The sequence below is a fragment of the Rhizobium sp. LjRoot258 genome (assembly GCF_964254185.1).
Taxonomy (GTDB): Bacteria; Pseudomonadota; Alphaproteobacteria; order Rhizobiales; family Rhizobiaceae; genus Rhizobium.
This window is the reverse complement of record NZ_CAXUST020000001.1, coordinates 738,163-758,987: the sequence shown is the minus strand read 5'-3', so window position 1 is coordinate 758,987 and position 20,825 is coordinate 738,163. Positions and strand designations below refer to the sequence as shown.

Below are 20,825 nucleotides of genomic sequence, written 5' to 3'. Positions count from 1 at the left end.
AAACATTCGTGAGCGACGAGAGGCGGTTATCGACTGGAGGCAACAGGAAAACATAATCCCGAAAATCGCAATAGATTTTTCGGGATTATGCGCAAATTCAAAGCGTTAGAGTGTTCTTTGTGCATCCATCTGGATGCCCAACGCTCTAGCAGGCTGTTGAAAAAGAGGCCTGGCGTGGAGGCTGTGGTCGTGATTCACTGACTTTGTCGAGATTCGGAGTTGATGGATGCGCGGCGGCGATGTGAGGACGGGGCAACTCTTCAGCTATGTCGATCTGGAGGATCGTGTTCGTCGTGATCATCCGCTGCGGGCCATCCGGCAGATCGTGAACGACGCGCTCGTTTTGCTGGAACGGGAGTTTGCAGCGCTTTATTCACCGATCGGGCGGCCATCGATCGCGCCTGAGAAGCTTCTGCGCGCCATGCTTTTGCAAGCCTTCTATTCGATCCGTTCCGAGCGGCTTTTGATGGAGCGGCTGGAATACGACCTTCTGTTCCGCTGGTTCGTCGACATTGGCATTGACGATCCAGCCTGGGACCATTCGGTGTTTTCGAAGAACCGCGACCGGTTGCTCGAAGGCGACATCGCCGCGAAGTTCCTGGGTGCGATCCTGGCGCAGCCCAAGGTAAAGCGGCTGCTGTCAACGGACCACTTCTCTGTCGATGGCACGCTGATCGAAGCCTGGGCATCGATGAAGAGCTTCAAGCCGAAGAACGGCTCGGGCGAACCACCATCGGATGGCGGCGGTCGGAATGTGGAAGCAGACTTCCATGGCGAAAGGCGTTCCAACGAGACGCATGCTTCAACGACCGACCCAGATGCAAGACTTTATAAGAAGGGTAAAGGCAAGGAGGCCAAGCTGTGCTTCATGGGCCACGGGCTGATGGAAAACCGCCATGGCCTGCTGGTCGATGCCTATCTGACAGAGGCCAGCGGATATGCTGAACGGGTAGCGGCGCTGCACATGATCGAGCCCTTCACTGAGCGGCCACAAGCGATCACGCTGGGTGCCGACAAGGCCTATGACACAAAGGACTTCGTCAAAGATTTGCGGTCGATGAAGGTGACGCCCCATGTGGCGCAGAACGTCAATGGTCGCCGCTCGGCCATTGATGGGCGCACGACGCGCCATTCCGGCTATGGGATCAGCTTACGCATCCGCAAGCGCATCGAGGAGGCGTTCGGTTGGATCAAGACCGTCGCGGGGCAGGACAAGACGAAGTTCCGCGGCCGCGACCGCGTTGGATGGGCCTTCACCTTCGCGGCGGCTGCCTATGATCTGGTGCGCTTACCGAAACTGATGGCGGTGCTGTCTTGAGCGCCGCCTCGACCTGCCGCCTGATCGGCCGCTGGCGGATTATCGAGGCCGACCTATGGGATCGGGATTATCTCGACCTGGTTGAGCCTGCAGCAATCGCCATCGGGCCAGACGGTCATGGCGAAATCGCTTTCGGTGCGATGCAAGCGGGCCTCGATCTCGGCTATAGCCGATCCACCGTTTCCTTCACATGGTCTGGATTTGACGAAATGGACGAAGTCTCGGGCGATGGTCATGCTGAGTTACTCGACGATGGCTCGATCGAGGTCACGTTCGCGTACCACAATGGCGACGAAGCTATCCTCAAAGCCAAACCAGAGACTTCTTCAACAGCCTGCTAGATGGGCAGCCCTACAATATCAAGCTTCGGAATACCATCGAGTTCGAGACGGATGAGGCCGCGCCCGGCACGGACAAGGCGAACGGGAGTGCCTTTTTCTTCAAGCCTACGGCGCAGCAGGAGGAGGCGGGTTTCGAGATTGTCCTTGATGTCTGGCAAGCGCAGACTGTCGGAAAGGCGGATCTCGCGATTTGTGAACTCAGTGCGCCCTTCCCGGAGCCAGAGGCTCAGCATCATCATCAGCATACGCCCGGCCACGCCCTTGATGACATAGGCATTGTCGATAAAGACACTGTCGTCATAGGCATGATGGACGACCCGGAAGCTGCTTTGCAGGTGGGCTGGCGCTTCGTCGGCCGTTGCAACCTTTTGCGCTTCGCTGGCGAGGCGCTCGCAAAGAGCAAGCGTCGCGGCCGCCTGGCGGGCGACAACAGTCATCACCGCCTCGTCTTCCTCGGAAAAAGCAAGGCGCTGGCGGCTTTCGGCAAACAGCACTCCGAGGAGGACGTCTTGCGCCATGACGGGTACTGCCATCTGGCTCATCGCGCCTCTCATACCAGGTAGAACGATGGCGCGGGTTCTCTCCTCGTCGACGGAAGATGTTCGGATCGCGGCACCATAGCGCCGCACACGGCTCATGTCGCTGACCTTGACGAGCCGCCGCTTGACGGCCGCGGCCCCGATGATGCCTTCACCGACGGCGGCTTCCGATCCAACGCCGGAGCGCTCGTAACCGCGACTGCCCACGGTTGCCAGAAGCCCGCGTGCTTCGTCATGGAGCATGAAAAGCGTGTTGGTGTAGCCGAATTCGCTCTCCAGTCCGCTCAGGACGACGTCGATGGCGCCGCCCACATCGTTCTGAACGGCGATCCGGTCGACAAGTCGGCTGAGCGCAATCAGTTTGCGCGAAGGCTCCTCGACGGCCTCCTTCGGCAGAAGCACCGGCGAAGGAACACTGGCGATCGACAGCACACGGAAGACGTCGAGCCCCTTCAGCTTCATAATGCCGCCCATGCCGACCTGTTCGCTGCTCGCCTGCAGCTGCGTCGCCACCCGATCGAAAAAGACGCCGTCCTCAAGCGGATGGGAAAAGACGATGTCCAACCGAAACTGACCGCCGTTCCTGGCATCGACGAGAAGCAGATTGGCGTAAGGATTGGCCCTGATGTTGTGGGCTGTCTTGGCGAAGAACTGGTTCGAGAGCGCCACATGATCGCTGTCGATCATGATGACATGCGAGAGGTAGGAGATGTTCGGTGTCCCATCGCCCGACGACGTGGCGATGATCGACGGGATAACGCCCTCGAAGCAGGCCCGCAGATCAGAGAGGTGAAGCGTCATGCGACACCCCGCAGCAGAGCGCCGGCGCCTGGACCTGGCGTCTGCAGGTAGACGTCTTCGACGGCCAAGCGGATGACTGCGGCTTCGGCGTTGACGATCCAGGGCGCGGCAAGCTGTGGTTCCACGCCGAGACCTCCGAGCGTGTCGACGATGTCGACGACATAGCGGCGTGAGAGCCGGATATCCTCCTCAGCCGCTGTTCGCACAGTGCCCCGTCCTTTCAGTTGATAGGCGACATAGTCCGAAGGGCGAACGAACGTCGCCGCAATGTGGCCGGTCGCATGGATGTTGGCGATACAGTCCGGCCATTGCCATTCCGAGACGATAACTTCGACCATACCGCTTCCTTTCAGCACCGTCGCGCCGGCACCACGAGCGATCGCCGCGCGATTGTGCTTATCGCGCGTACCGATGATGATCATCACCGGGCTTGCGATGAACCTGGCCAACTCTGCGTCAAGCACCATTTCCTCCCCCCGATCCGTCCACCGATCGTATTTAGCGATTTTTTAAGAACGGCTTCCACTGTCTTAGGAAGCATTTAGCAACAAGCATTCGAAGTGGCGACTATAGAGAGGCTCCCGGCACAAAAGGAGCAGAAAAATGACAGGCAATCGCCTCGACCGCATGCCCGACAATACCGTCGCCATCATCGGCGCTGGGCCATCCGGCCTCGCTTGCGCTCGCTGGCTTCGGGCGCATGGACTAGAACCGCTTCTCTTCGAAGCAGCCGACCAGCTCGGCGGGCAGTGGAACAGCCTGTCGCCGATGAGCGGCGTCTGGCCCGGCATGCGGACCAATACGAGCCGTGTGACGACCGCCTTTTCCGACATGGACCATGTCGAGGGCACCGCCACCTATCCGCGCCACGACGAGATGCTCGCATATCTGGAGCGCTACGCAGAGCATTTTGATCTGCTGTGCCGCATCAGAACGAGAGCGCGGGTGGAACATCTTTCGCGCGGAGACGACGGGCTTTGGCACATCCGCTCGAATACGGACGGAGTAATCCGCAGGGAGGCTTTCAGGCGCGCAATCGTTGCCACCGGCCGGCACGTTGCGCCTGATGTGCCTGATATAGCAGGCATAGAGAGCTTTTGCGGCTCCTTCGGCGCCGCGCACACGAGTCACTACTACGGGCCGGAACGCCTGCGCGGCAGGTCAGTAGTCGTTGCCGGATGCTCGATCAGCGCTCTCGAGATTGCCGCGGAAATCGCCCTTTCCGGCGCTGCGCAGGTGACAGCGAGCTATCGCCGCCAGCGCTACGTGCTGCCGAAACTCATCAAGGGGGTGCCAACCGAATCCGTCATGTTCACGCGTGCGGCGGCCATCGCGGCGGAACGCTGCCCACCCGACATCGCCGCCGAAGCACTGAAGGCGATGGTGCTCAACGCGGCAGGCAGCCCTGAACAGTTCGGCGCCCGCAAGCCGCATGACAACATCTTCGCTGCCGGCATCACGCAATCGCAAAACTTTCTGCCTGCGGTTGCCGAGGGGCGGATCGTGACGCGGCCATGGATTGAACGGATCGACGGCAGAACCGTGCATTTTGCCGATGGAAGCGCTGTTGAAGCGGATGCCCTCTTCCTGGGGACCGGCTATCGGCTGTCCTTGCCGTTCCTGTCGCCGGAGCTCGCCGAGACGGTGGAACTCGACACGGCGAACATGACGCTTCACGACTTCACGCTCCATCCCGATCTGCCGGGCCTCGCCTTTGCGGGATTGATCGACCTTGTTGGTCCCTTCTTTCCAGCAATCGAGCTGCAGGCACGCTGGATCGCCTATTCCTTTGCGGGCATTGCGGCGCGGCCGACGCCCGAGAAGCTGGCGATGGCTCTGTCAAGAAGTCGCGCGGCTCGCACCTTCGGACCCGCGGTGCCGACGCATGTCGCAGCCCTCGCCTTTGCCCGCAACGCTGGCATCGAGCCTTCCCTGGAGCATTATCCCGAGCTGGAACGGGCGCTGCTCTTCGGCCCGCTTTCAGCAATTTCCTTTAGGCTCGAGGGCCCGGACCGTCTCCCGAACGCATCCTATCTAGCAAAAAAGGCCGCCGCGGAGTTTGGCGCGATCACCAGCGAGGATTTTACCGCCGAAGAACGCAACATTCGGGACATGCTACGCGGTGCCGCTGCGATGGCGGCGGCTTGAAACGCACCACAAGGGGCGGCCCCGGAGACCGGATCGCCGCCCCTTCTGGTAAAGCGTCCTAGCCTTGGCCCATGCAATCCTCGCAGAGTGGGGCATAAGGCACGGCGCCCAGTCGTTTTGTTGAAATTGGCTCGCCGCAGCGGACGCAGGTGCCATACGTGCCTTTCGCGATCCGATCGAGGGCGGCGCCGATGGCGCGCAGCTCTTCCTGGCCGGCCTGGCCAAGCCCCTCCAGCACTTCGTCGTTCTCGCTCTCGACCGCGCGGTCGTCGCTGTCCTGCTCCTTGGTGCGTCCGAGATCGCCGTCGATGCGGCTCAGCCGCGATTCAAGCTCACGCTGGCGGTCGCGTAGGATCTTCTCGTATGTCTGCGTATCGCTCATGGAACGTTCCTCCATCGATCCTGTGCCGTCTTCTCCTTAGCGCTGCCTGTCGACCAGCACCGAGCATTTGGCATGCCTGACGACACGGTCGGCGGTGGCGCCGATGAAGTAGTTGCTGAAGTCGGGGATATGCGAAGCGACGATGATGAGATCCGCATCATGCGCTTCGGCCGTGGCGAGGATGCTATGGGCCGGGCGGCCGTGGCCGATTTCGATCATTGCGGGTATGCCGCTCGTGCGGATCAGCATCCCGAGCTTTTCCTGGGCATCATCGATCGCGTTCTGCAGCAATTCGGCCGGCAGATCGATCGCGACATAGGTGGGAACGTCCTCGACGACGTTGAGCAAAACGATCTCGCCACCCGTATCAAGGAGCGTGGATGCTTTGCGCAACGCCCTCTCGCCGCTGTGCAGCGCGCCTATTTCGATTGGAACGATGATTTTCTTGTACATTCAGGCCCTCCAGCGCCGCCGTTTCTAACGGCCACATCCTCTCAGGAGATAAATAAGGCGCTTTGATCAAGATCAAGATCGCTCGGATTTTTGTCAACGATCGTCGAACGCTCAATCATCAAAAACAGGGCTTCTGTGAACAATCGGAATCCGCCATATAAAGAGCAAGTACAGCGGGCCAAGGGGACCTCTAGGCATATGGACCGGCGCAAATTCCTTGGTATCGCTACGGGCGGCGCTCTCGCCGCCAGCGCCGGTACGCCGCCCTCAGCCAAGGCAGGAGATACGCCCGTGAACACCGAAACGTCCTACGCCCTGACGCGCCCTGCCTATGTCGACCAGTCGCACCTCGTCGTCACCGACCTGCCGCTGGTGTCGGGTTTCTACCAGTCCATGCTCGGCCTGAAGGTCATCGAGAAAAGCGCCAGCGGCGAAGTGCTCGGCGTCGACGGCGCGCCGCTTCTGGCGCTGACGACAGGCAAGGATGTCCGCATCGCGCCGCGCAATGCCGCCGGCCTCTTCCATACGGCCTTCCTGATGCCCAGCCGCACCGAGCTCGCCCGCTGGCTGCGCCACGCCGCGCATAATAATGTCGCCCTGGACGGCGCATCCGATCACCTGGTCAGCGAGGCCATCTATCTCTCCGACCCGGAAGGCAACGGCATCGAGATCTATGCCGACCGACCGCACGAGCAGTGGAAGTTCCATCCGGACGGCCAGGTTGAGATGGCGACGCGGCGTCTCGATCTGCAGTCGCTCTACAACAGTGCGCCCGACGATACCTGGAACGGCATGGCCGACGGCACCGCAATCGGCCACATCCACCTGCAGGTCGGCGACATACCGGAGGCCGACGCATTTTACCGCGATGTGCTTGGTTTGAAGCTGATGGCGCGCTATCCCGGTGCCAGCTTCTTTGCCACAGGCGATTACCATCACCACATCGCCGCCAACATCTGGAACAGCGGCGGCGCCGGCGCCCGTGCCGAAGGGATGACCGGCCTTTCCGACTACGCCCTTCGCTTCAACGACAAGGCCGCGCTCGACAAGGCCATCGCCAAGCTCGACGAGCTCGAGATCAAGAGCGAGAAGCGCAATGGTGGCGTGTTCCTGCACGACCCCTGGGGTATCGGCCTGACGCTGTCCGCCTGACCCCTCAGGAACCTCAAGCGGTTCTGCGCGTTTCCGTCGCGAAGCATCTGGGCTTCCGGGGATCGTCTATCCATGGGAATTGCCAACGGCATCCGCAAGCAGGCCAGCAAGATCACAATGGGCGAGCGCTCTGTCAGCGCTTGGGCCGAAAAACTGAAGCAAGACACGGAGGAGATGCCGCAAGCGCCGATGCGCCGCGTCGAAAAGGACGGGCTTGATATCACCATGGCCTGGGCTGTGATCGGCATCTTTGCGGTGCTCGCTCTTTCGGCCATCTATATGATGTCGCTCATTCTCGTTCCGGTGACGCTTGCCGTTGTCGTTGGCATGATTCTCGGGCTACTTGCGGAAAAGCTCAGCAGACTCGGCGTACCGCGCATCACCAACGCCGTCATCCTGTCGACCGGCGTCGCGCTGGTGATCGTCCTCGTTGCCAATTCGCTTGCCGGACCGCTGACGACGCTTGCCAATGAGGGCCCGGCCTTCGTCGAGAAGACGTTCAGCCGGCTGATGCCCTATCTCGAACGGATCCGGTGGCTGCACATCACGCCGGAGACCTTCCAGGGCGGACCGATGTCGAGCGACAAGCTCCTCGAGAATACGGGTAACGTGCTGCATCTCATCAGCGCCAACCTGACCCCTGCCCTTGTCCAGGCGTTGATCTTCTTTGCGGCGCTACTGCTCTTCCTTGCCGGACGTGTCAGCCTGCGCAGATCGATCATCATGGTCTTTCGGACGCGTCCGCAGCGGCTTGCCGCCATTCGGGTGATCAACAGTGTGGAACAGGTCCTCGGCTTCTACTTTGCCACGGCTTCGTTGATCTATCTGTGCCTGGGCGTCATGATGATGGTGATTGCCTATCTCGGCGGCCTCTCGGCGCCGGTGCTCTGGGGCTTCTTTGCCTTTCTTTCGAGCTTCATTCCCTATCTCGGCATTGCCTCCATGACGCTCGCGGTGGCTATAGCCGGCATCATCACGCATGACGGCCTGGTGGTCGGCCTCATGCCAGCCGCAGCATTCTTCATCGTCCACCTCATCATGGAAAATCTGGTCTTCCCGGCGGTGATGGGAAAGCGCCTGGAAATCAATCCTTTCGTGGTGTTTCTGGCAATTCTGTTCTGGACTTGGATGTGGGGCGCAGTTGGTGCTATGCTCGCGCTACCACTATCGCTGATTGTCATGACCATCATCGATGAACTTTTCATCGAAGAGAGACTGCAGCCGCAATTGCCCAAATAATTGAGGTAAGACGCGTCAGATGGCCGAAATCGATCTTGCAGAGTCCAGCCAGAACCGGCTGAAGAGCGGCATCCCCCCGTGGAGCCACGCCGGAACGAAACCCGCCTACCAGCCACTTCAGGACAATCTCAAGGTCGACGCCATGGTGATCGGCGGAGGGATCACCGGCGCGCTGCTGGGTCAGCACCTCTCCGAACGCGGGCTTTCCGTGATCATCGTCGACCGCGAGACGCCCGGTCTCGGCAGCACGGCGGCGAGCACGGCCATGCTGCAATGGGAGATCGACCGGACGCTGAGCGAGCTCGAGCATTCCTTTGGTTTCGAACGCGCCGTCGGCATCTACAGGCGGAGCGCTGCCTCGGTCGCAGGTCTCTCCAAGCTGATCGTCGCCCATCGCATCGCTTGCAATCTGCTGCCTCGGCAGTCGCTGCTCCTGACCAGCAACCAGGAGGGCGCCCGCGATCTGCACAACGAGGTCGAGCTTCGTCGCCAGGCGGGCCTGCCTAGCCGATATCTGGAGCATTGCGATCTCTTTACCGAATTCGAACTCGATCGCGATGCGGGCATCCTGTCCCGCGGCTCGGCGGAGGCCGATCCGCTGCTCCTGACCTGGGCCCTGCTGGACATTGCCGTGAAGCAAGGCGCGCGTCTCATCGGCGCCTCGGTCACCAAACTCCATAGCGAAGGTGGGCGGGTGAGCGCCGAGGCCGACGGCTCGTTCGTCATCGAAGCCAAAACTGCAGTGCTCGCCACCGGCTACGCCATGCCGGGCATCGATATGCCGAAACTGCATCGGACGACGTCGAGCTGGGCACTTGCAACGATGCCGCAGGATCCGGCAATGCTATGGCGCGACCAGGTGCTGATCTGGGAAGACAGCCATCCCTATCTCTACATGCGCACGACGCCGGACGGGCGGATCATCGCTGGCGGCGAGGACGACGACACCGTCGATCCCGCGATCCGCGACAGCAAGCTAGCTGAGAAGATCGTGACGATCCGGGAAAAGATGAAACGGCTCTGGTCAAGGGCTGACACTCGTGTCGCGACGGCGTGGTGCGGCACGTTCGGGGAGACTTCGGACGGGCTGCCGCTGATTGGTGCCGTTCCCTCGATGCCGCAGGTCTATGCCGCTTATGGCTACGGCGGCAACGGCATCACATTCTCCTATCTCGCGACGCAGGTGATCGGCGCAATGATCGGCGGAGGATACCGCGACTGGTTCGACGATTTCGCCCTGGACCGCGACGCGCCGGATGTACCTGGACGTCCGAGCGTCAGTGAGGACCGCCGGCAGAGCGCCGTCAACTAGTCACTCCGTCGTCTGGTCGTCACCGGTATCCTCGACATCCTGCAGGCGGACGAATTCGACCCCCTTGGCCTTCAGGTCGAGTATCGCCTTGGCAACACCCTCGCCCGCGACATGGGTAGGCTGGTTGATATGGGAGATCACCACATCGCCGTCCTTGGCGGCGACAATCCGCTTTTCCGTGACCGCCGCACCGAGCAGCGAGCCGCCGTCGCCATTCACGGAATAGCCGGCGATGCGGTATCCCATTTCGCGGATCTGGGCGATCGAGGACAGGTCGTATTTGGCGGTCGAGCCGCGGAACCAGTGCGGCGGGGCAATGCCGGCTGCGAGCATCGCATCGGCGCCGCCCTGCACTTCCCGGCGCACAGCCTCCGGCGAGCCAGCAGACGCAATGCCATAGATGGAGACCGGCTTGTCCACGGCTGGAATATGGTTCTGGCCGTGGTTCTCGAGTTCGAAAAGATCGGGGTTCTCAAGGAAGACCCGCAGCGCCTGTGGATTGTGCTTCAGCCAGCGTGCGGTGACGAATATGGTTGCGGGGATCCGCTCACGGACCAGCACCGAGAGGATGCGGTCGTCGGCCTTGCCCATGCAGGCGTCGAACGTCAGCGCCACGCGCGCGTGACCCTTGACGTCGGAACGGGCAATGCGCAGATGCGGCTCCACCAGCTTTGGCTGGGCTGCCATCTTTGGAGGCTGGGCGATGTTGTGGGGTGCGGCGATTGCGGGCGTGTCCTGCGGCGGGAGCGCGGCAGCGGCGGCGGCGGCAATGGAGGCGACCAGCAGCGCCGGAGCGAGAAAAATACGATTCATACCAAAGAGAAGCCGTTCATTGTTCAAGCGCTGCATAACGCACACAGCGCGCCGGCGCCATGTGGTCTGATGCCGCTTGCGGTCGCTCCTGCGATTCGCCGCCAGCATTCAACGAAGGAGCTGATGCCTGAGGACTAAGGCTTCAGAAAGGCAAGGCAGGCGAGCGCCCTGATCCGCCCTCGATCAATCATAGAGGTAGTATTTTTCCCACTTCTCCTTCGGCACCTTCTCGCCGATCTTATAGTCAAGCGCCCGAACATTCATGTGCTGCGGTCCGGTGATGCAGGTGTAGGACAGGTGATACCAGTCGCCCTTGCTGCGGAACACGGCGCCAGGTGCGTCCAGCTTGTTGTCACTGGGAACGGGATCCTTGAAGGTGTAGGCGATGACCTTGTCGGGCCTGTAGCCGGTATCGTCCTTGTTGATTCGGCTCATCGCCTCGGTGTCGCAGCTCTGTTCGAGCCGGGTCGCGGGGTCGAGCTTTTCGAGTTGCTTCTTGATTGCGGGATCGACTGCGAACGCGGGAACGGCAAGGCTAAATGCTGACAGAAGCAACACGAGGCGTTTTGGCATTACAGTAGGATTCCTTTGCATTCTCATTCCGCAATCGCCTGTGGACGACCGAGGCTTTCACGGTCGAACAGGGGATAAATTCCGGGCGACGTAGCGGACTTTCTTAAACAATGTGGTGACATCAAGGCAACGTGAGCATTCCTTCGGTTTTGTCACGCAGGTGCGTTCAGCGCTTGATCCGATGCATCAGCACCTCTATCTCTTGCCCACCTGACACCACATATCCGGAGCCTTCGTTGACTGTCTTCAAGAACCTGCCGAACCCGCCCGTTGCCGCCAAGAAGCCGCTCCCTGATACGCGCCACGGCATCACGCGCACGGATGACTACGCCTGGCTGCGGGCCGACAACTGGCAGGCGATGTTCAAGGATCCCACGATCCTCGATCCGGCGATCCGCCAGCATCTGGAAGCCGAAAACGACTATATGAATGCGGCGATGGAAGACACCAAGGCGCTGCAGAAGACGCTATTTGCCGAGATGCGCGGCCGTATCAAGGAGGACGACAGCTCCGTGCCGATGAAGGACGGGGACTATGCTTACGGCACCTTCTTCGTCACCGGCGGCGAACAGCCACGCTATTTCCGCATTCCCCGCAACGGCGACGTCAAGGACGAGACGATCCGCGCCGTTCTGCTCGACGGCGATAAGGAAGCGGCCGGCAAGGCCTATTTCAGGCTGGCGGGCCTCGACCACTCGACCGATCACAGCCGTGGCATCTGGGGCTATGACGACAAGGGCTCAGAATTCTATACGCTGCGCGTGCGCGATCTTGCGACCGGCGAGGATCTTCCCGACGTGATCGAAAACACCAGCGGCGGCGGCGCGTGGGCACCCGACGGCAAGAGCTTCCTTTATTCCGCACTCGACGAGAACCATCGTCCCTCGAAGGTCTTCCACCACATCCTCGGGACGCCGCAATCCGACGACCGGCTGGTCTATGAGGAGAAGGACGCCGGCTTCTTCATGGGCGTCGGCGGCTCGCTGCTCGACGATTTCATCTACATCGACATTCACGACCACGAAACGTCAGAATACCGCCTGCTCTCCACCAAGGACCTGACGGCGGAGCCCAAGCTCGTTGCCGAGCGCGAGGAAGGCATCGAATACTCGATGACGGAAGGCGGCGATGCCTTCTACATCCTGACCAATGACGGCGACGCCAAGGATTTCAAGATCATGGAAGCGCCGGTTGAAAACCCGGGCAAGGCGAACTGGCGTGAAGTCGTGCCGCATAAGCCCGGCACCTTGATCATCAGCCACATGGCTTTTGCCCGGCATCTGCTCTGGCTGGAGCGCAAGGACGGACTGCCGCAGATCATCATCCGCGATCGGCGCACCGGCGAAGAGCACGCCATCGCCTTTGCCGAAGAGGCCTATTCGCTCGGATTGCAGGGTGCTGCGGAATACGACACCGATGTCATCCGCTTCTCCTACTCCTCGATGACGACCCCGTCTCAGCTCTATGACTACAACATGGTGACGCGCGAGCGTACCCTCCTGAAGACGCAGGAGGTGCCCTCCGGCCACAATCCCGACGACTATGTCACCCGCCGCGTCTTCGCGCCGGCCTGGGATGGAGAACAGGTGCCGGTCACCCTGCTCTATCGCAAGGATACGCCGCTCGACGGGTCTGCACCCTGCTTGCTCTATGGATACGGTGCCTACGGCATTACCATTCCGGCCGGCTTCAACACCAACTGCCTGTCGCTTGCCGACCGCGGTTTCGTCTACGCCATCGCCCACGTCCGCGGCGGCAAGGACAAGGGCTTTGGCTGGTACGAAGACGGCAAGATGGAGAAGAAGACCAACACCTTCAAAGACTTCATCGCCGCCGCTGACTATCTGAATCAGGAAAAGTTCACCTCCTACGCGAACATCATCGCCGAAGGCGGTTCGGCCGGCGGCATGCTGATGGGCGCCGTTGCCAATATGGCGCCGGAGAAGTTCGCCGGCCTGATCGCCGCCGTTCCCTTTGTCGATGTGCTGAACACCATGCTCGACGACACGCTGCCGCTGACCCCGCCGGAATGGCCGGAATGGGGCAACCCGATCGAGAGCAAGGACGAGTACGAGCAGATCGCCGCCTACTCGCCCTACGACAATGTCGGCGCGAAAGCCTATCCGCCGATCCTGGCGCTCGGTGGTCTGACGGACCCACGCGTCACCTATTGGGAGCCGGCAAAGTGGGTGGCACGGCTGCGCGAAAAGACGACCGGTTCGGCGCCGATCCTGCTGAAGACCAACATGGATGCCGGCCATGGCGGCGCCTCGGGACGCTTCCAACGGCTGGAGGAGATCGCCTTCGAGTACGCCTTCGCGATCAAGGTTGCTGGGAAGGTGTAATCGGCTGGAGTGGCTCCGTGACGGTCTATGTGGCGCTGTTGAAAGCGATCAATGTCGGCGGTACGGGCAAGTTGCCCATGAAAACGCTGAAGGCAATCTGCGAAGAGCAAGGCTTCAGCGACGTGAAGACCTACATCCAGAGCGGCAACGTGCTGTTCCGCTCCGACGAGAGGGAAGCTGAGGTCGAGCAAAAGCTGGATGACGCGCTTGGAAAGGTGCTCGCAAAGAAGCCCGGCGTGATGCTCCGCAGCCGCAAGGAGCTCGAGGCGATCGTCGCCAACGCGCCCTTTCCCGACGCCAAGCCCAACTATCTGCTGGTGAGCTTCCTGCCCGAGGCTGCACAGAGCGATGCCCTCGACAAGATGGTCGCGCCAAACGGCGAAGAGGCGGTTCTGGCCGGGAGCGAAATCTATGTCCACTTCCCCATCGGCTCCGGCAAATCGAAGCTCAAGCTGCCGGCCCTGAAGCCCGGAACGGCGCGCAACCTGAATACGGTACGCAAGCTCGCCGAGATGGCTGCGGCGATGGAAGACCGCTGAGATTTCGCTGTACCATCGCGGGAGATTATTTTAGAACATCCTAAATAATTAGTATTGCGTCGCAGCATTCTCTTTCGTCCGGCTGAGGAGATACGATGGCGACCTACCGACACAGCTTGCCGCAGCTCGCGGGCGGCTTCTTCGTGACCGATGGCGGCATGGAGACAACCTTCATCTTTCTTGACGGATTGCAGCTGCCGCACTTCGCATCGTTTGTGATGCTGGCCTCGGAGGAAGGGCGCGACCGGCTGCAGGCCTACTATCGCCGCTATCTCGATATCGCCGGCAGGCATGGCGCCGGATTCATCCTCGACACGCCGACATGGCGCGCCAATCCGGATTGGGCCGGGAAGCTCGGCTACACGCGCGAAGCGCTACACGCGGCCAATGTGGGCAGCGTCTCGCTGCTGGCAGGACTGCGCGGGAGATACGAACAACCGGGACAGCCGATCGTGATCAGCGGCGCCGTCGGGCCGCGCGGCGACGGCTACAAGGCCGGCAACATGGATGCCAGCGAAGCTGAGGATTACCACAGCGTCCAGATCGGCAGCTTCGCAAAAAGCGATGCCGACATGGTGACGGCCTTCACACTGACCAACATCGACGAGGCGATCGGCGTGGCGCGGGCGGCCGCCGCCAGGGGTATGCCCTGCGCGATCTCCTTCACGGTCGAGACCGACGGTAGGCTGGTGACCGGGCGCAGCATGCAGGAGGCGATCGAGACGACGGACGCGGCAACTGGCGGTTCACCCGCCTACTACATGATCAACTGCGCCCACCCGACGCATTTCGCCGAGGCGTTCGATCCCGACGCCAACTGGACGAAACGGATCCGCGGGCTGCGGGCCAATGCCTCACGCATGAGCCACGCCGAACTCGACGAGAGCGAGATGCTTGATTCGGGCGATCCCGCCGATCTCGCACAGCGCTACAGACAACTCATGTGCCGGATGCCGCAAGTCAGGATCGTCGGTGGCTGCTGTGGCACCGATCACCGGCATGTGGCCGCCATCTGCGCGGCATGCCTGCCGGAACTCACCCACGCCTGACGGGCTCAGTGCTCGGTGGCGTGTGCCGCCTTGCCGGCATCATGACCGCTGATGTCAGCACCGGCGCTGCGCGCAAAGCGCAGGTTCCAGAAGGTCGCCGTGATCGAGATCGCGGTGACGAAGAGGAAGGCGGCGGAAAAATCGTGGAGCTGCGGCGTCTCGCTGCCGTTGACCGTCATCGACGTGTGCAGCGCCAGCGCCCCGACGCAGATGCCGAGCGACAGCATCAGCTGCTGGAAGGTCGTGTAGAAGCTGGTGGCAGAGCTCATCCGGTCGCGGTCAATCTCGTCATAGGCCACCGTGTTGTAGGCCGTGAACTGGAACGACATAAAGAAGCCGCACATGACGAGGATCGCGAAAATCAACGCCAACGGCCAATCCGGCCGAAAAGCGGCGCAGAGTGCATAGCCGCAGGTGGCGATGACGCCGTTCGCGACCAGGCTGTTGCGGAAGCCGAAGCGGCGCAGCACGCGCGGCGCAACCGCTTTCATTGCCATCGAACCGAGTGCTGCGGCGGTAACTAGCTGGCCGGCCTTGGCGGCCGAGAGGCCGAAGCCGAGCTGGAAATAAAGCGGCAGTAGGAAAGGCTGCGCGCCTTGCGTGATGCGGGTCAGCGAGCCTGCGATAACGGAGGTACCGAAGCTCGGTACCTTCATCAGCGAGAAATCCATGATCGGCGACGGATGGCGGCGGGCATGTTTGAGGTAGGCGATACCGAACAGCACCCCGACCGCGATGAGAAACAGCGAAAAGGCCGCTTCGCCCGGCCGGCTGGAGCTTTCGAAACCGAAGAGCAAGGAGCCAAGCGCGATGCCGGAGAGGATGAAACCGACCGTATCGAACCGACGTTTCGACTCGCCCTTGAAATCCGCGATGAAGATCGAGACCAGCGTAAAGCCGATGATGCCGATCGGCACGTTGATGTAGAAGATCCAGCGCCAGTCGAGATAGGTGACGATCAGGCCGCCGACCGGCGGGCCGAGAATGGGGCCGATGAGCGCCGGCACCAGCAGCCACGACATGGCATTGACCATGTCCTTGCGGTCGACGCTGCGCAACAGAACGAGGCGACCGACCGGCAGCATCATCGCGCCGCCGAGACCCTGCAACAAACGCGCTAGGACAAGACAGAGGAGATTGGGCGACAGCGCGCAGAAGATGGAGCCGGTGACGAAGACGGCGATCGCCGAGCGGAAAACGGTGCGCGAGCCGAAGCGATCGGCAATCAAGCCGCTTGCCGGGATGAAGATCGCGAGGCTGAGGAGGTAGGAGGTAAGCGCGATGCTCATCGACGGGGCGCTGACGCCGAAATCGCGTGCCATGGTCGGCAGCGCCGTCGCCAGCACGGTCGCGTCGAGCTGCTCCATAAACATGGCGCTCGCAACGATCATCGCTATCACGCGGAAATTGGGCTTGGCGCGCCCGATGGCAGCCGCCTGGTAGATCTGATCCGACATCGTCAGGGATCACTCGCAATGGCGTGGCCGGCGCGGAAGCGATGGCCGCGGTATGGTATGGCGTGATGCCAAAAGGGGATTGAGGATCTTTGTATACGCCCGCAAATGTGGCGTCGTTATGCTTATATGGAAGGGCAGCCGTGCCCACATGGAATGGCTGGGCGTTGTGCAGCATTTGCGTTTGAGCGAGATGTCGCGGCGGCGCGTGGCGATGGACTCGGGCGCTGTCGCGGCAGCCGCGACCACAATCGGACCGGCCGCTCCATCCAAGGCAAAGGCTTCGGCCGCTTGCGTCATGCATACCGGAGCCCTACCTAGAACATATGACCATCATTCCGAACACGTCCACCTCGCGGCCATTCACCTTCGACAACAGCTATGCGCGGTTGCCGCAGCAATTCTTCACGCGCCAGGTCCCCTCGCAGGTGGCCGAGCCGTGGCTGATCAAGCTGAACGAGCCTCTCGCGGCGGAACTCGGCCTCGATGTCGAGATGCTCAGGCGCGACGGCGCTGCGATCTTCTCGGGCAACCTCGTGCCTGATGGCGCCGATCCGCTGGCGATGGCCTATGCCGGGCACCAGTTCGGCTCCTTCGTGCCGCTGCTCGGCGACGGGCGGGCGATCCTGCTTGGCGAGGTCATCGACCACCATGGTCAGCGCCGTGATATCCAGCTGAAGGGCGCGGGCCAGACGCCTTACTCCCGCCGCGGCGATGGCCGCGCGGCGCTCGGACCGGTGCTTCGGGAATACATCGTCAGCGAGGCGATGTATGCGCTCGGCGTACCGGCGACCCGAGCGCTTGCCGCAGTTTCGACCGGCCAGCCCGTCTACCGTGAGAGCATCCTGCCGGGCGCAGTGTTCACCCGCGTTGCGGCGAGCCATATCCGCGTCGGCACCTTCCAGTTTTTCGCCGCCCGCGGTGATACGGACGGCGTACGGGCGCTCGCCGACTATGTGATAGACCGGCACTATCCGGAACTCAAGGACCGGGACAACCCCTATATTGCCCTCTACGAAGCCGTTTGCGAGCGACAGGCGGCGTTGATCGCCAAGTGGCTGCATATTGGCTTCATCCACGGCGTGATGAACACCGACAACATGGCCATTTCGGGCGAGACGATCGATTTCGGCCCCTGCGCCTTCATGGACGCCTACAATCCCGGCACGGTGTTTTCCTCGATCGACCAGCACGGGCGCTACGCCTATGCCAATCAGCCGGGCATCGGCCAATGGAACCTGGCGCGGCTCGGAGAAACGCTGCTGCCGCTCATCGATGCGGATGCGGAAAAGGCCGTCGAGCTCGCCAACACCGTGATCCAGCAATATGGCGAGCGCTTCCAGATCCATTGGCTGCGCGGCATGCGCGAGAAGATCGGCCTGGCGACCGTCGAGGACGGCGACCTGGAGCTCATTCAATCGCTGCTTGCCGCGATGCAGGCGCAACAGGCCGACTTTACCCTTGCCTTCCGCCGGCTCTGCGACGCCTCAGGATCAGGAGATGGCGAGGCATTGTTCCTGTCGACGTTCCGCGAACCCGATGCGGCGCGCGAATGGCTCGCCGGCTGGCGCGAGCGCCTCTGGCGTGACGATAGCCGGAGAAAGGACGACCGCGCGGCGGCAATGCGCGCTGTCAATCCCGCCTTCATTCCGCGCAACCACCGCATCGAGCAGGCTATCAATGCGGCGGTCGAAGATGCGGACTTCTCGCTCTTCGAGGCGCTGCTTGCCGTGCTCGCCAAGCCCTATGACGATCAACCAGGCTTTGCGGCCTACATCGCGCCGCCGGAGCCGGAGGAACGCGTGCTGCAGACCTTCTGCGGTACGTGATCTCACGCGAACCTTTCTCCATCCTGACACCTATGGTCGCAGTTGACGGCGGTTGCGACCGCCCTATCTCGCTGATTTGCGGACATTTTTCGCGTTCTGATCGCACCCGGCTAACCTCAGCGGGAGTCTTCCCATATGGCAATCGTCATTACTTCCATTCTTTTCATCCTGATTGGCCTTGCGCTCGGCGGCGGCGGTCTTTGGCTCGTCATGCTCGGCGGCAGCTTCTTTTATGCCTTCGCAGGCGCCATGTTCCTGCTGACCGCCATCCTGCTTCTGATGCGCCGAGCGGCCGCCTTATGGGTCTACGCGACGCTCGTCATTGTGGCGCTGGCTTGGGCGATCTGGGAAGTCGGCTTCGACTGGTGGCAGCTTGGACCGCGCGGTGGATTGATCATTCTTCTCGGCTTGTGGTTGCTCACGCCCTGGATCCGCCGGCCGCTCGGCTTTCTCAGCCCGACCGGGATCTCCTATGGGGCAAACCCCTGGCCGCTCGCCATACCGGTTGTGATTGGGATTGCGATCGCCGGCTATTCGATGACCACCGATCCGCACCGGATCACGGGCAATTTGCCGACCGAGGCCGTAACTAGCCCCGCGACCTTCGGCGGTGTTGTGCCCGACGAAGAGTGGCATCAATACGGCCGCACACCCTTCGGCCAGCGCTACTCGCCGCTTGACCAGATCAATGTCACCAACGTCAAGGATCTCAAGGAGGTCTGGCGCTACCAGACCGGTGATGTGAAGCGACCCGAGGATGTCGGCGAAACCACCTATCAGGTGACGCCGCTGAAAGTCGGCGACACGCTGTACCTCTGCACGCCACACAATTGGGCAATCGCGCTCGATGCCAAAACCGGCAAAGAGAAATGGAAATACGATTCCAACTCCGGCATGAACCCGAACCGCCAGCATCAGACCTGCCGCGGCGTCACCTACTATCGCGACACGGCAGCAGCCCCCGGCTCTGCCTGCTCCGAGCGTGTGTTTCTTCCGACCTCGGACGCCAGGCTGATTGCGCTCGATGCCGCAAACGGCCAGATCTGCACGAGCTTTGCCGAAGATGGCGTGCTGCATCTCGAAAAAGGCATGCAGTACAATCCGGCCGGCTACTACTATTCGACATCGCCGCCGGTCGCGGTCGCCGGCAAGCTGATCGTCGGCGGCGCCGTCAACGACAACTATTCCACAAAGGAGCAGTCCGGCGTTATCCGCGCATACGACATCAATACCGGCGCGCTCATCTGGAACTGGGATTCTGGCAATCCTGATGTCACCACGCCGCTGCCCGAAGGCCAGACCTACACCACCAACTCTCCGAATAGCTGGTCCGTCTTCAGTGTCGATGACGGTCTAGGCATGGTCTACATCCCGCTCGGCAACCAGGTACCCGACCAGCTCGGCATCAACCGCAGCGCCCATGTCGAGAAATACTCCTCCTCGATCGTCGCACTCGACATCGCCACTGGGCAAGTGAAATGGGTCCAGCAGTTCGTGCACCACGACCTGTGGGACATGGACGTTCCCGCCCAACCCGTGCTGTTCGACATGACGAAGTCCGACGGAACGTCCGTGCCGGCGCTCGTTGCCCCGACCAAGCAGGGTGACATCTATGTGCTCGATCGGCGCACCGGCGAGGCGATCATCCCGTTCAGGGAGATACCCGCCCCGGGCGGCGCGATCCCTGAAGACCACACGTCGCCAACGCAGCCGATCTCCGACCTCACCTTCTCGCCGCCGCCGCTGCAGGAAAAGGACATGTGGGGGATCTCGCTGTTCGATCAGCTCGCCTGCCGCATCCAGTTCCACCGCTACAAGTATGAAGGCCGCTACACCCCGCCGTCATTGGTGGGCTCCATCATCTACCCCGGCAATTTCGGCACCTTCAACTGGGGCAGCGTGGCGGTCGATCCCGAGCGGCAGATCATGTTCGGCATGCCGACCTATCTCGCCTTCACCTCGCGACTTGTGCCGGCGGCCGACATTCCGCCCAGAGGCCAGGACGAGAAAGGTAGCGAACAGGGTCTCAACCGCAACGACGGTGCGCCCTATGGCGTCTTCATGGGACCGTTCCTCGGCCCGTTGAGTATCCCCTGCCAGGCGCCGCCATGGGGCTATGTCACCGGCGCCGACTTGCGTACCGGAAAGATCGCTTACAAGCACAGGAACGGCACCGTCTACGATATGACGCCGCTGCCGTTGCCCTTCAAGGTTGGCGTGCCCGGTATCGGCGGCCCGATCCTGACGAGAGGCGGCGTTGCCTTCCTCGGGGCCGCGGTCGACAACTTTCTGCGCGCCTATGACGTGACGAACGGCAACCAGCTTTGGCAAGCCCGCCTGCCGGCCGGTGGCCAGGCGACACCGATGACCTATACGACCAGCGACAACAAGCAGTTCGTCGTCATGGTCGCCGGCGGACACGGCTCGATCGGCACCAAGCCCGGCGACTACGTGATCGGCTACGCCCTGCCCTGAACTCGGGACGCGAGACGGACGGCCGCCTCTATAGGCCGCCGTCCGAGCCCGTGGAGGCAAGCT

The 20,825-nt window shown here is 61.8% G+C and carries 18 protein-coding genes; 11 read left to right on the top strand and 7 right to left on the bottom strand.

Annotated features, from left to right (window positions below; genetic code table 11):
• Positions 1-226 precede the first annotated feature (226 nt).
• Together ACSQ9D_RS03685 and ACSQ9D_RS03680 are read left to right on the top strand one after the other, a co-directional pair.
• A complete protein-coding gene (locus tag ACSQ9D_RS03685) occupies positions 227-1,318 on the top strand; it encodes an IS5 family transposase (protein WP_436280820.1) in 1,092 nt (363 codons plus the stop codon).
• A complete protein-coding gene (locus ACSQ9D_RS03680) occupies positions 1,315-1,659 on the top strand; it encodes a hypothetical protein (RefSeq protein ID WP_072382315.1) in 345 nt (114 codons plus the stop codon). Before ACSQ9D_RS03685 ends, ACSQ9D_RS03680 begins: the two co-directional genes overlap by 4 nt.
• On the opposite strand, the gene ACSQ9D_RS03675 is transcribed toward ACSQ9D_RS03680, so the two are convergent.
• Both ACSQ9D_RS03675 and ACSQ9D_RS03670 read right to left on the bottom strand, forming a co-directional pair.
• A complete protein-coding gene (locus ACSQ9D_RS03675) occupies positions 1,656-2,999 on the bottom strand; it encodes a GAF domain-containing protein (protein ID WP_436281203.1) in 1,344 nt (447 codons plus the stop codon). The genes ACSQ9D_RS03680 and ACSQ9D_RS03675 overlap by 4 nt on opposite strands.
• The gene (locus tag ACSQ9D_RS03670) at positions 2,996-3,466 is read right to left on the bottom strand and encodes a hypothetical protein (protein WP_436281202.1); all 471 of its coding nucleotides are present in this window, start codon (positions 3,464-3,466) and stop codon (positions 2,996-2,998) included. Before ACSQ9D_RS03670 ends, ACSQ9D_RS03675 begins: the two co-directional genes overlap by 4 nt.
• Before the next feature lie 136 nt (positions 3,467-3,602).
• Here ACSQ9D_RS03670 and ACSQ9D_RS03665 point away from each other — a divergent pair, with 136 nt between their 5' ends.
• Positions 3,603-5,147 carry a flavin-containing monooxygenase gene (locus ACSQ9D_RS03665; protein ID WP_436281201.1) on the top strand — a complete coding sequence of 515 codons (1,545 nt, stop codon included), beginning with the start codon at positions 3,603-3,605 and terminating at the stop codon, positions 5,145-5,147.
• A gap of 58 nt (positions 5,148-5,205) precedes the next feature.
• On the opposite strand, the gene ACSQ9D_RS03660 is transcribed toward ACSQ9D_RS03665, so the two are convergent.
• Together ACSQ9D_RS03660 and ACSQ9D_RS03655 are read right to left on the bottom strand one after the other, a co-directional pair.
• Positions 5,206-5,529 (bottom strand): TraR/DksA family transcriptional regulator, encoded by a 324-nt coding sequence (locus ACSQ9D_RS03660; RefSeq protein ID WP_037117233.1) that lies wholly within the window; start codon positions 5,527-5,529, stop codon positions 5,206-5,208.
• 36 nt (positions 5,530-5,565) lie between these two features.
• Entirely contained in the window at positions 5,566-5,982 is a 417-nt protein-coding gene (locus tag ACSQ9D_RS03655) for a universal stress protein (RefSeq protein ID WP_436281200.1), read from the bottom strand.
• 291 nt (positions 5,983-6,273) lie between these two features.
• Here ACSQ9D_RS03655 and ACSQ9D_RS03650 point away from each other — a divergent pair, with 291 nt between their 5' ends.
• The 3 genes from ACSQ9D_RS03650 (at position 6,274) to ACSQ9D_RS03640 (ending at position 9,685) form a co-directional block, all read left to right on the top strand.
• Positions 6,274-7,134, top strand: a complete 861-nt coding sequence (locus ACSQ9D_RS03650) for a VOC family protein (RefSeq protein ID WP_436283759.1) — start codon at positions 6,274-6,276, stop codon at positions 7,132-7,134.
• 72 nt (positions 7,135-7,206) lie between these two features.
• Positions 7,207-8,373: an AI-2E family transporter gene (locus ACSQ9D_RS03645; protein ID WP_436281199.1), complete on the top strand. Its 1,167-nt coding sequence runs from the start codon at positions 7,207-7,209 to the stop codon at positions 8,371-8,373.
• Between the two features lie 19 nt (positions 8,374-8,392).
• On the top strand, positions 8,393-9,685 hold the full coding sequence (locus ACSQ9D_RS03640; RefSeq protein ID WP_436281198.1) for an NAD(P)/FAD-dependent oxidoreductase: 1,293 nt from the start codon (positions 8,393-8,395) through the stop codon (positions 9,683-9,685).
• Here ACSQ9D_RS03640 and ACSQ9D_RS03635 read toward each other — a convergent pair whose 3' ends face one another.
• Positions 9,686-10,498, bottom strand: coding sequence for a polysaccharide deacetylase family protein (locus tag ACSQ9D_RS03635; RefSeq protein WP_436281197.1), 813 nt, complete (start codon positions 10,496-10,498; stop codon positions 9,686-9,688).
• A 183-nt stretch (positions 10,499-10,681) separates the two neighbouring features.
• The gene (locus ACSQ9D_RS03630; RefSeq protein WP_436281196.1) at positions 10,682-11,071 is read right to left on the bottom strand and encodes a DUF930 domain-containing protein; all 390 of its coding nucleotides are present in this window, start codon (positions 11,069-11,071) and stop codon (positions 10,682-10,684) included.
• A gap of 236 nt (positions 11,072-11,307) precedes the next feature.
• Between ACSQ9D_RS03630 and ACSQ9D_RS03625 the strand changes: the two genes are divergently transcribed.
• From ACSQ9D_RS03625 to ACSQ9D_RS03615, 3 genes are all read left to right on the top strand, one after another.
• Positions 11,308-13,416, top strand: a complete 2,109-nt coding sequence (locus ACSQ9D_RS03625) for a S9 family peptidase (RefSeq protein ID WP_436281195.1) — start codon at positions 11,308-11,310, stop codon at positions 13,414-13,416.
• A 17-nt stretch (positions 13,417-13,433) separates the two neighbouring features.
• Entirely contained in the window at positions 13,434-13,955 is a 522-nt protein-coding gene (locus tag ACSQ9D_RS03620) for a DUF1697 domain-containing protein (protein WP_436281194.1), read from the top strand.
• 95 nt (positions 13,956-14,050) lie between these two features.
• Positions 14,051-15,004, top strand: coding sequence for a homocysteine S-methyltransferase family protein (locus ACSQ9D_RS03615; RefSeq protein WP_436281193.1), 954 nt, complete (start codon positions 14,051-14,053; stop codon positions 15,002-15,004).
• A gap of 5 nt (positions 15,005-15,009) precedes the next feature.
• Here the strand turns inward: ACSQ9D_RS03615 and ACSQ9D_RS03610 are convergent, their stop codons facing one another.
• Positions 15,010-16,461: a DHA2 family efflux MFS transporter permease subunit gene (locus tag ACSQ9D_RS03610; protein ID WP_436281192.1), complete on the bottom strand. Its 1,452-nt coding sequence runs from the start codon at positions 16,459-16,461 to the stop codon at positions 15,010-15,012.
• A gap of 323 nt (positions 16,462-16,784) precedes the next feature.
• Between ACSQ9D_RS03610 and ACSQ9D_RS03605 the strand changes: the two genes are divergently transcribed.
• Together ACSQ9D_RS03605 and ACSQ9D_RS03600 are read left to right on the top strand one after the other, a co-directional pair.
• Positions 16,785-18,287, top strand: coding sequence for a protein adenylyltransferase SelO (locus ACSQ9D_RS03605; RefSeq protein ID WP_436281191.1), 1,503 nt, complete (start codon positions 16,785-16,787; stop codon positions 18,285-18,287).
• 135 nt (positions 18,288-18,422) lie between these two features.
• The gene (locus ACSQ9D_RS03600) at positions 18,423-20,762 is read left to right on the top strand and encodes a glucose/quinate/shikimate family membrane-bound PQQ-dependent dehydrogenase (RefSeq protein WP_436281190.1); all 2,340 of its coding nucleotides are present in this window, start codon (positions 18,423-18,425) and stop codon (positions 20,760-20,762) included.
• The last annotated feature ends 63 nt before the right edge of the window (positions 20,763-20,825 follow it).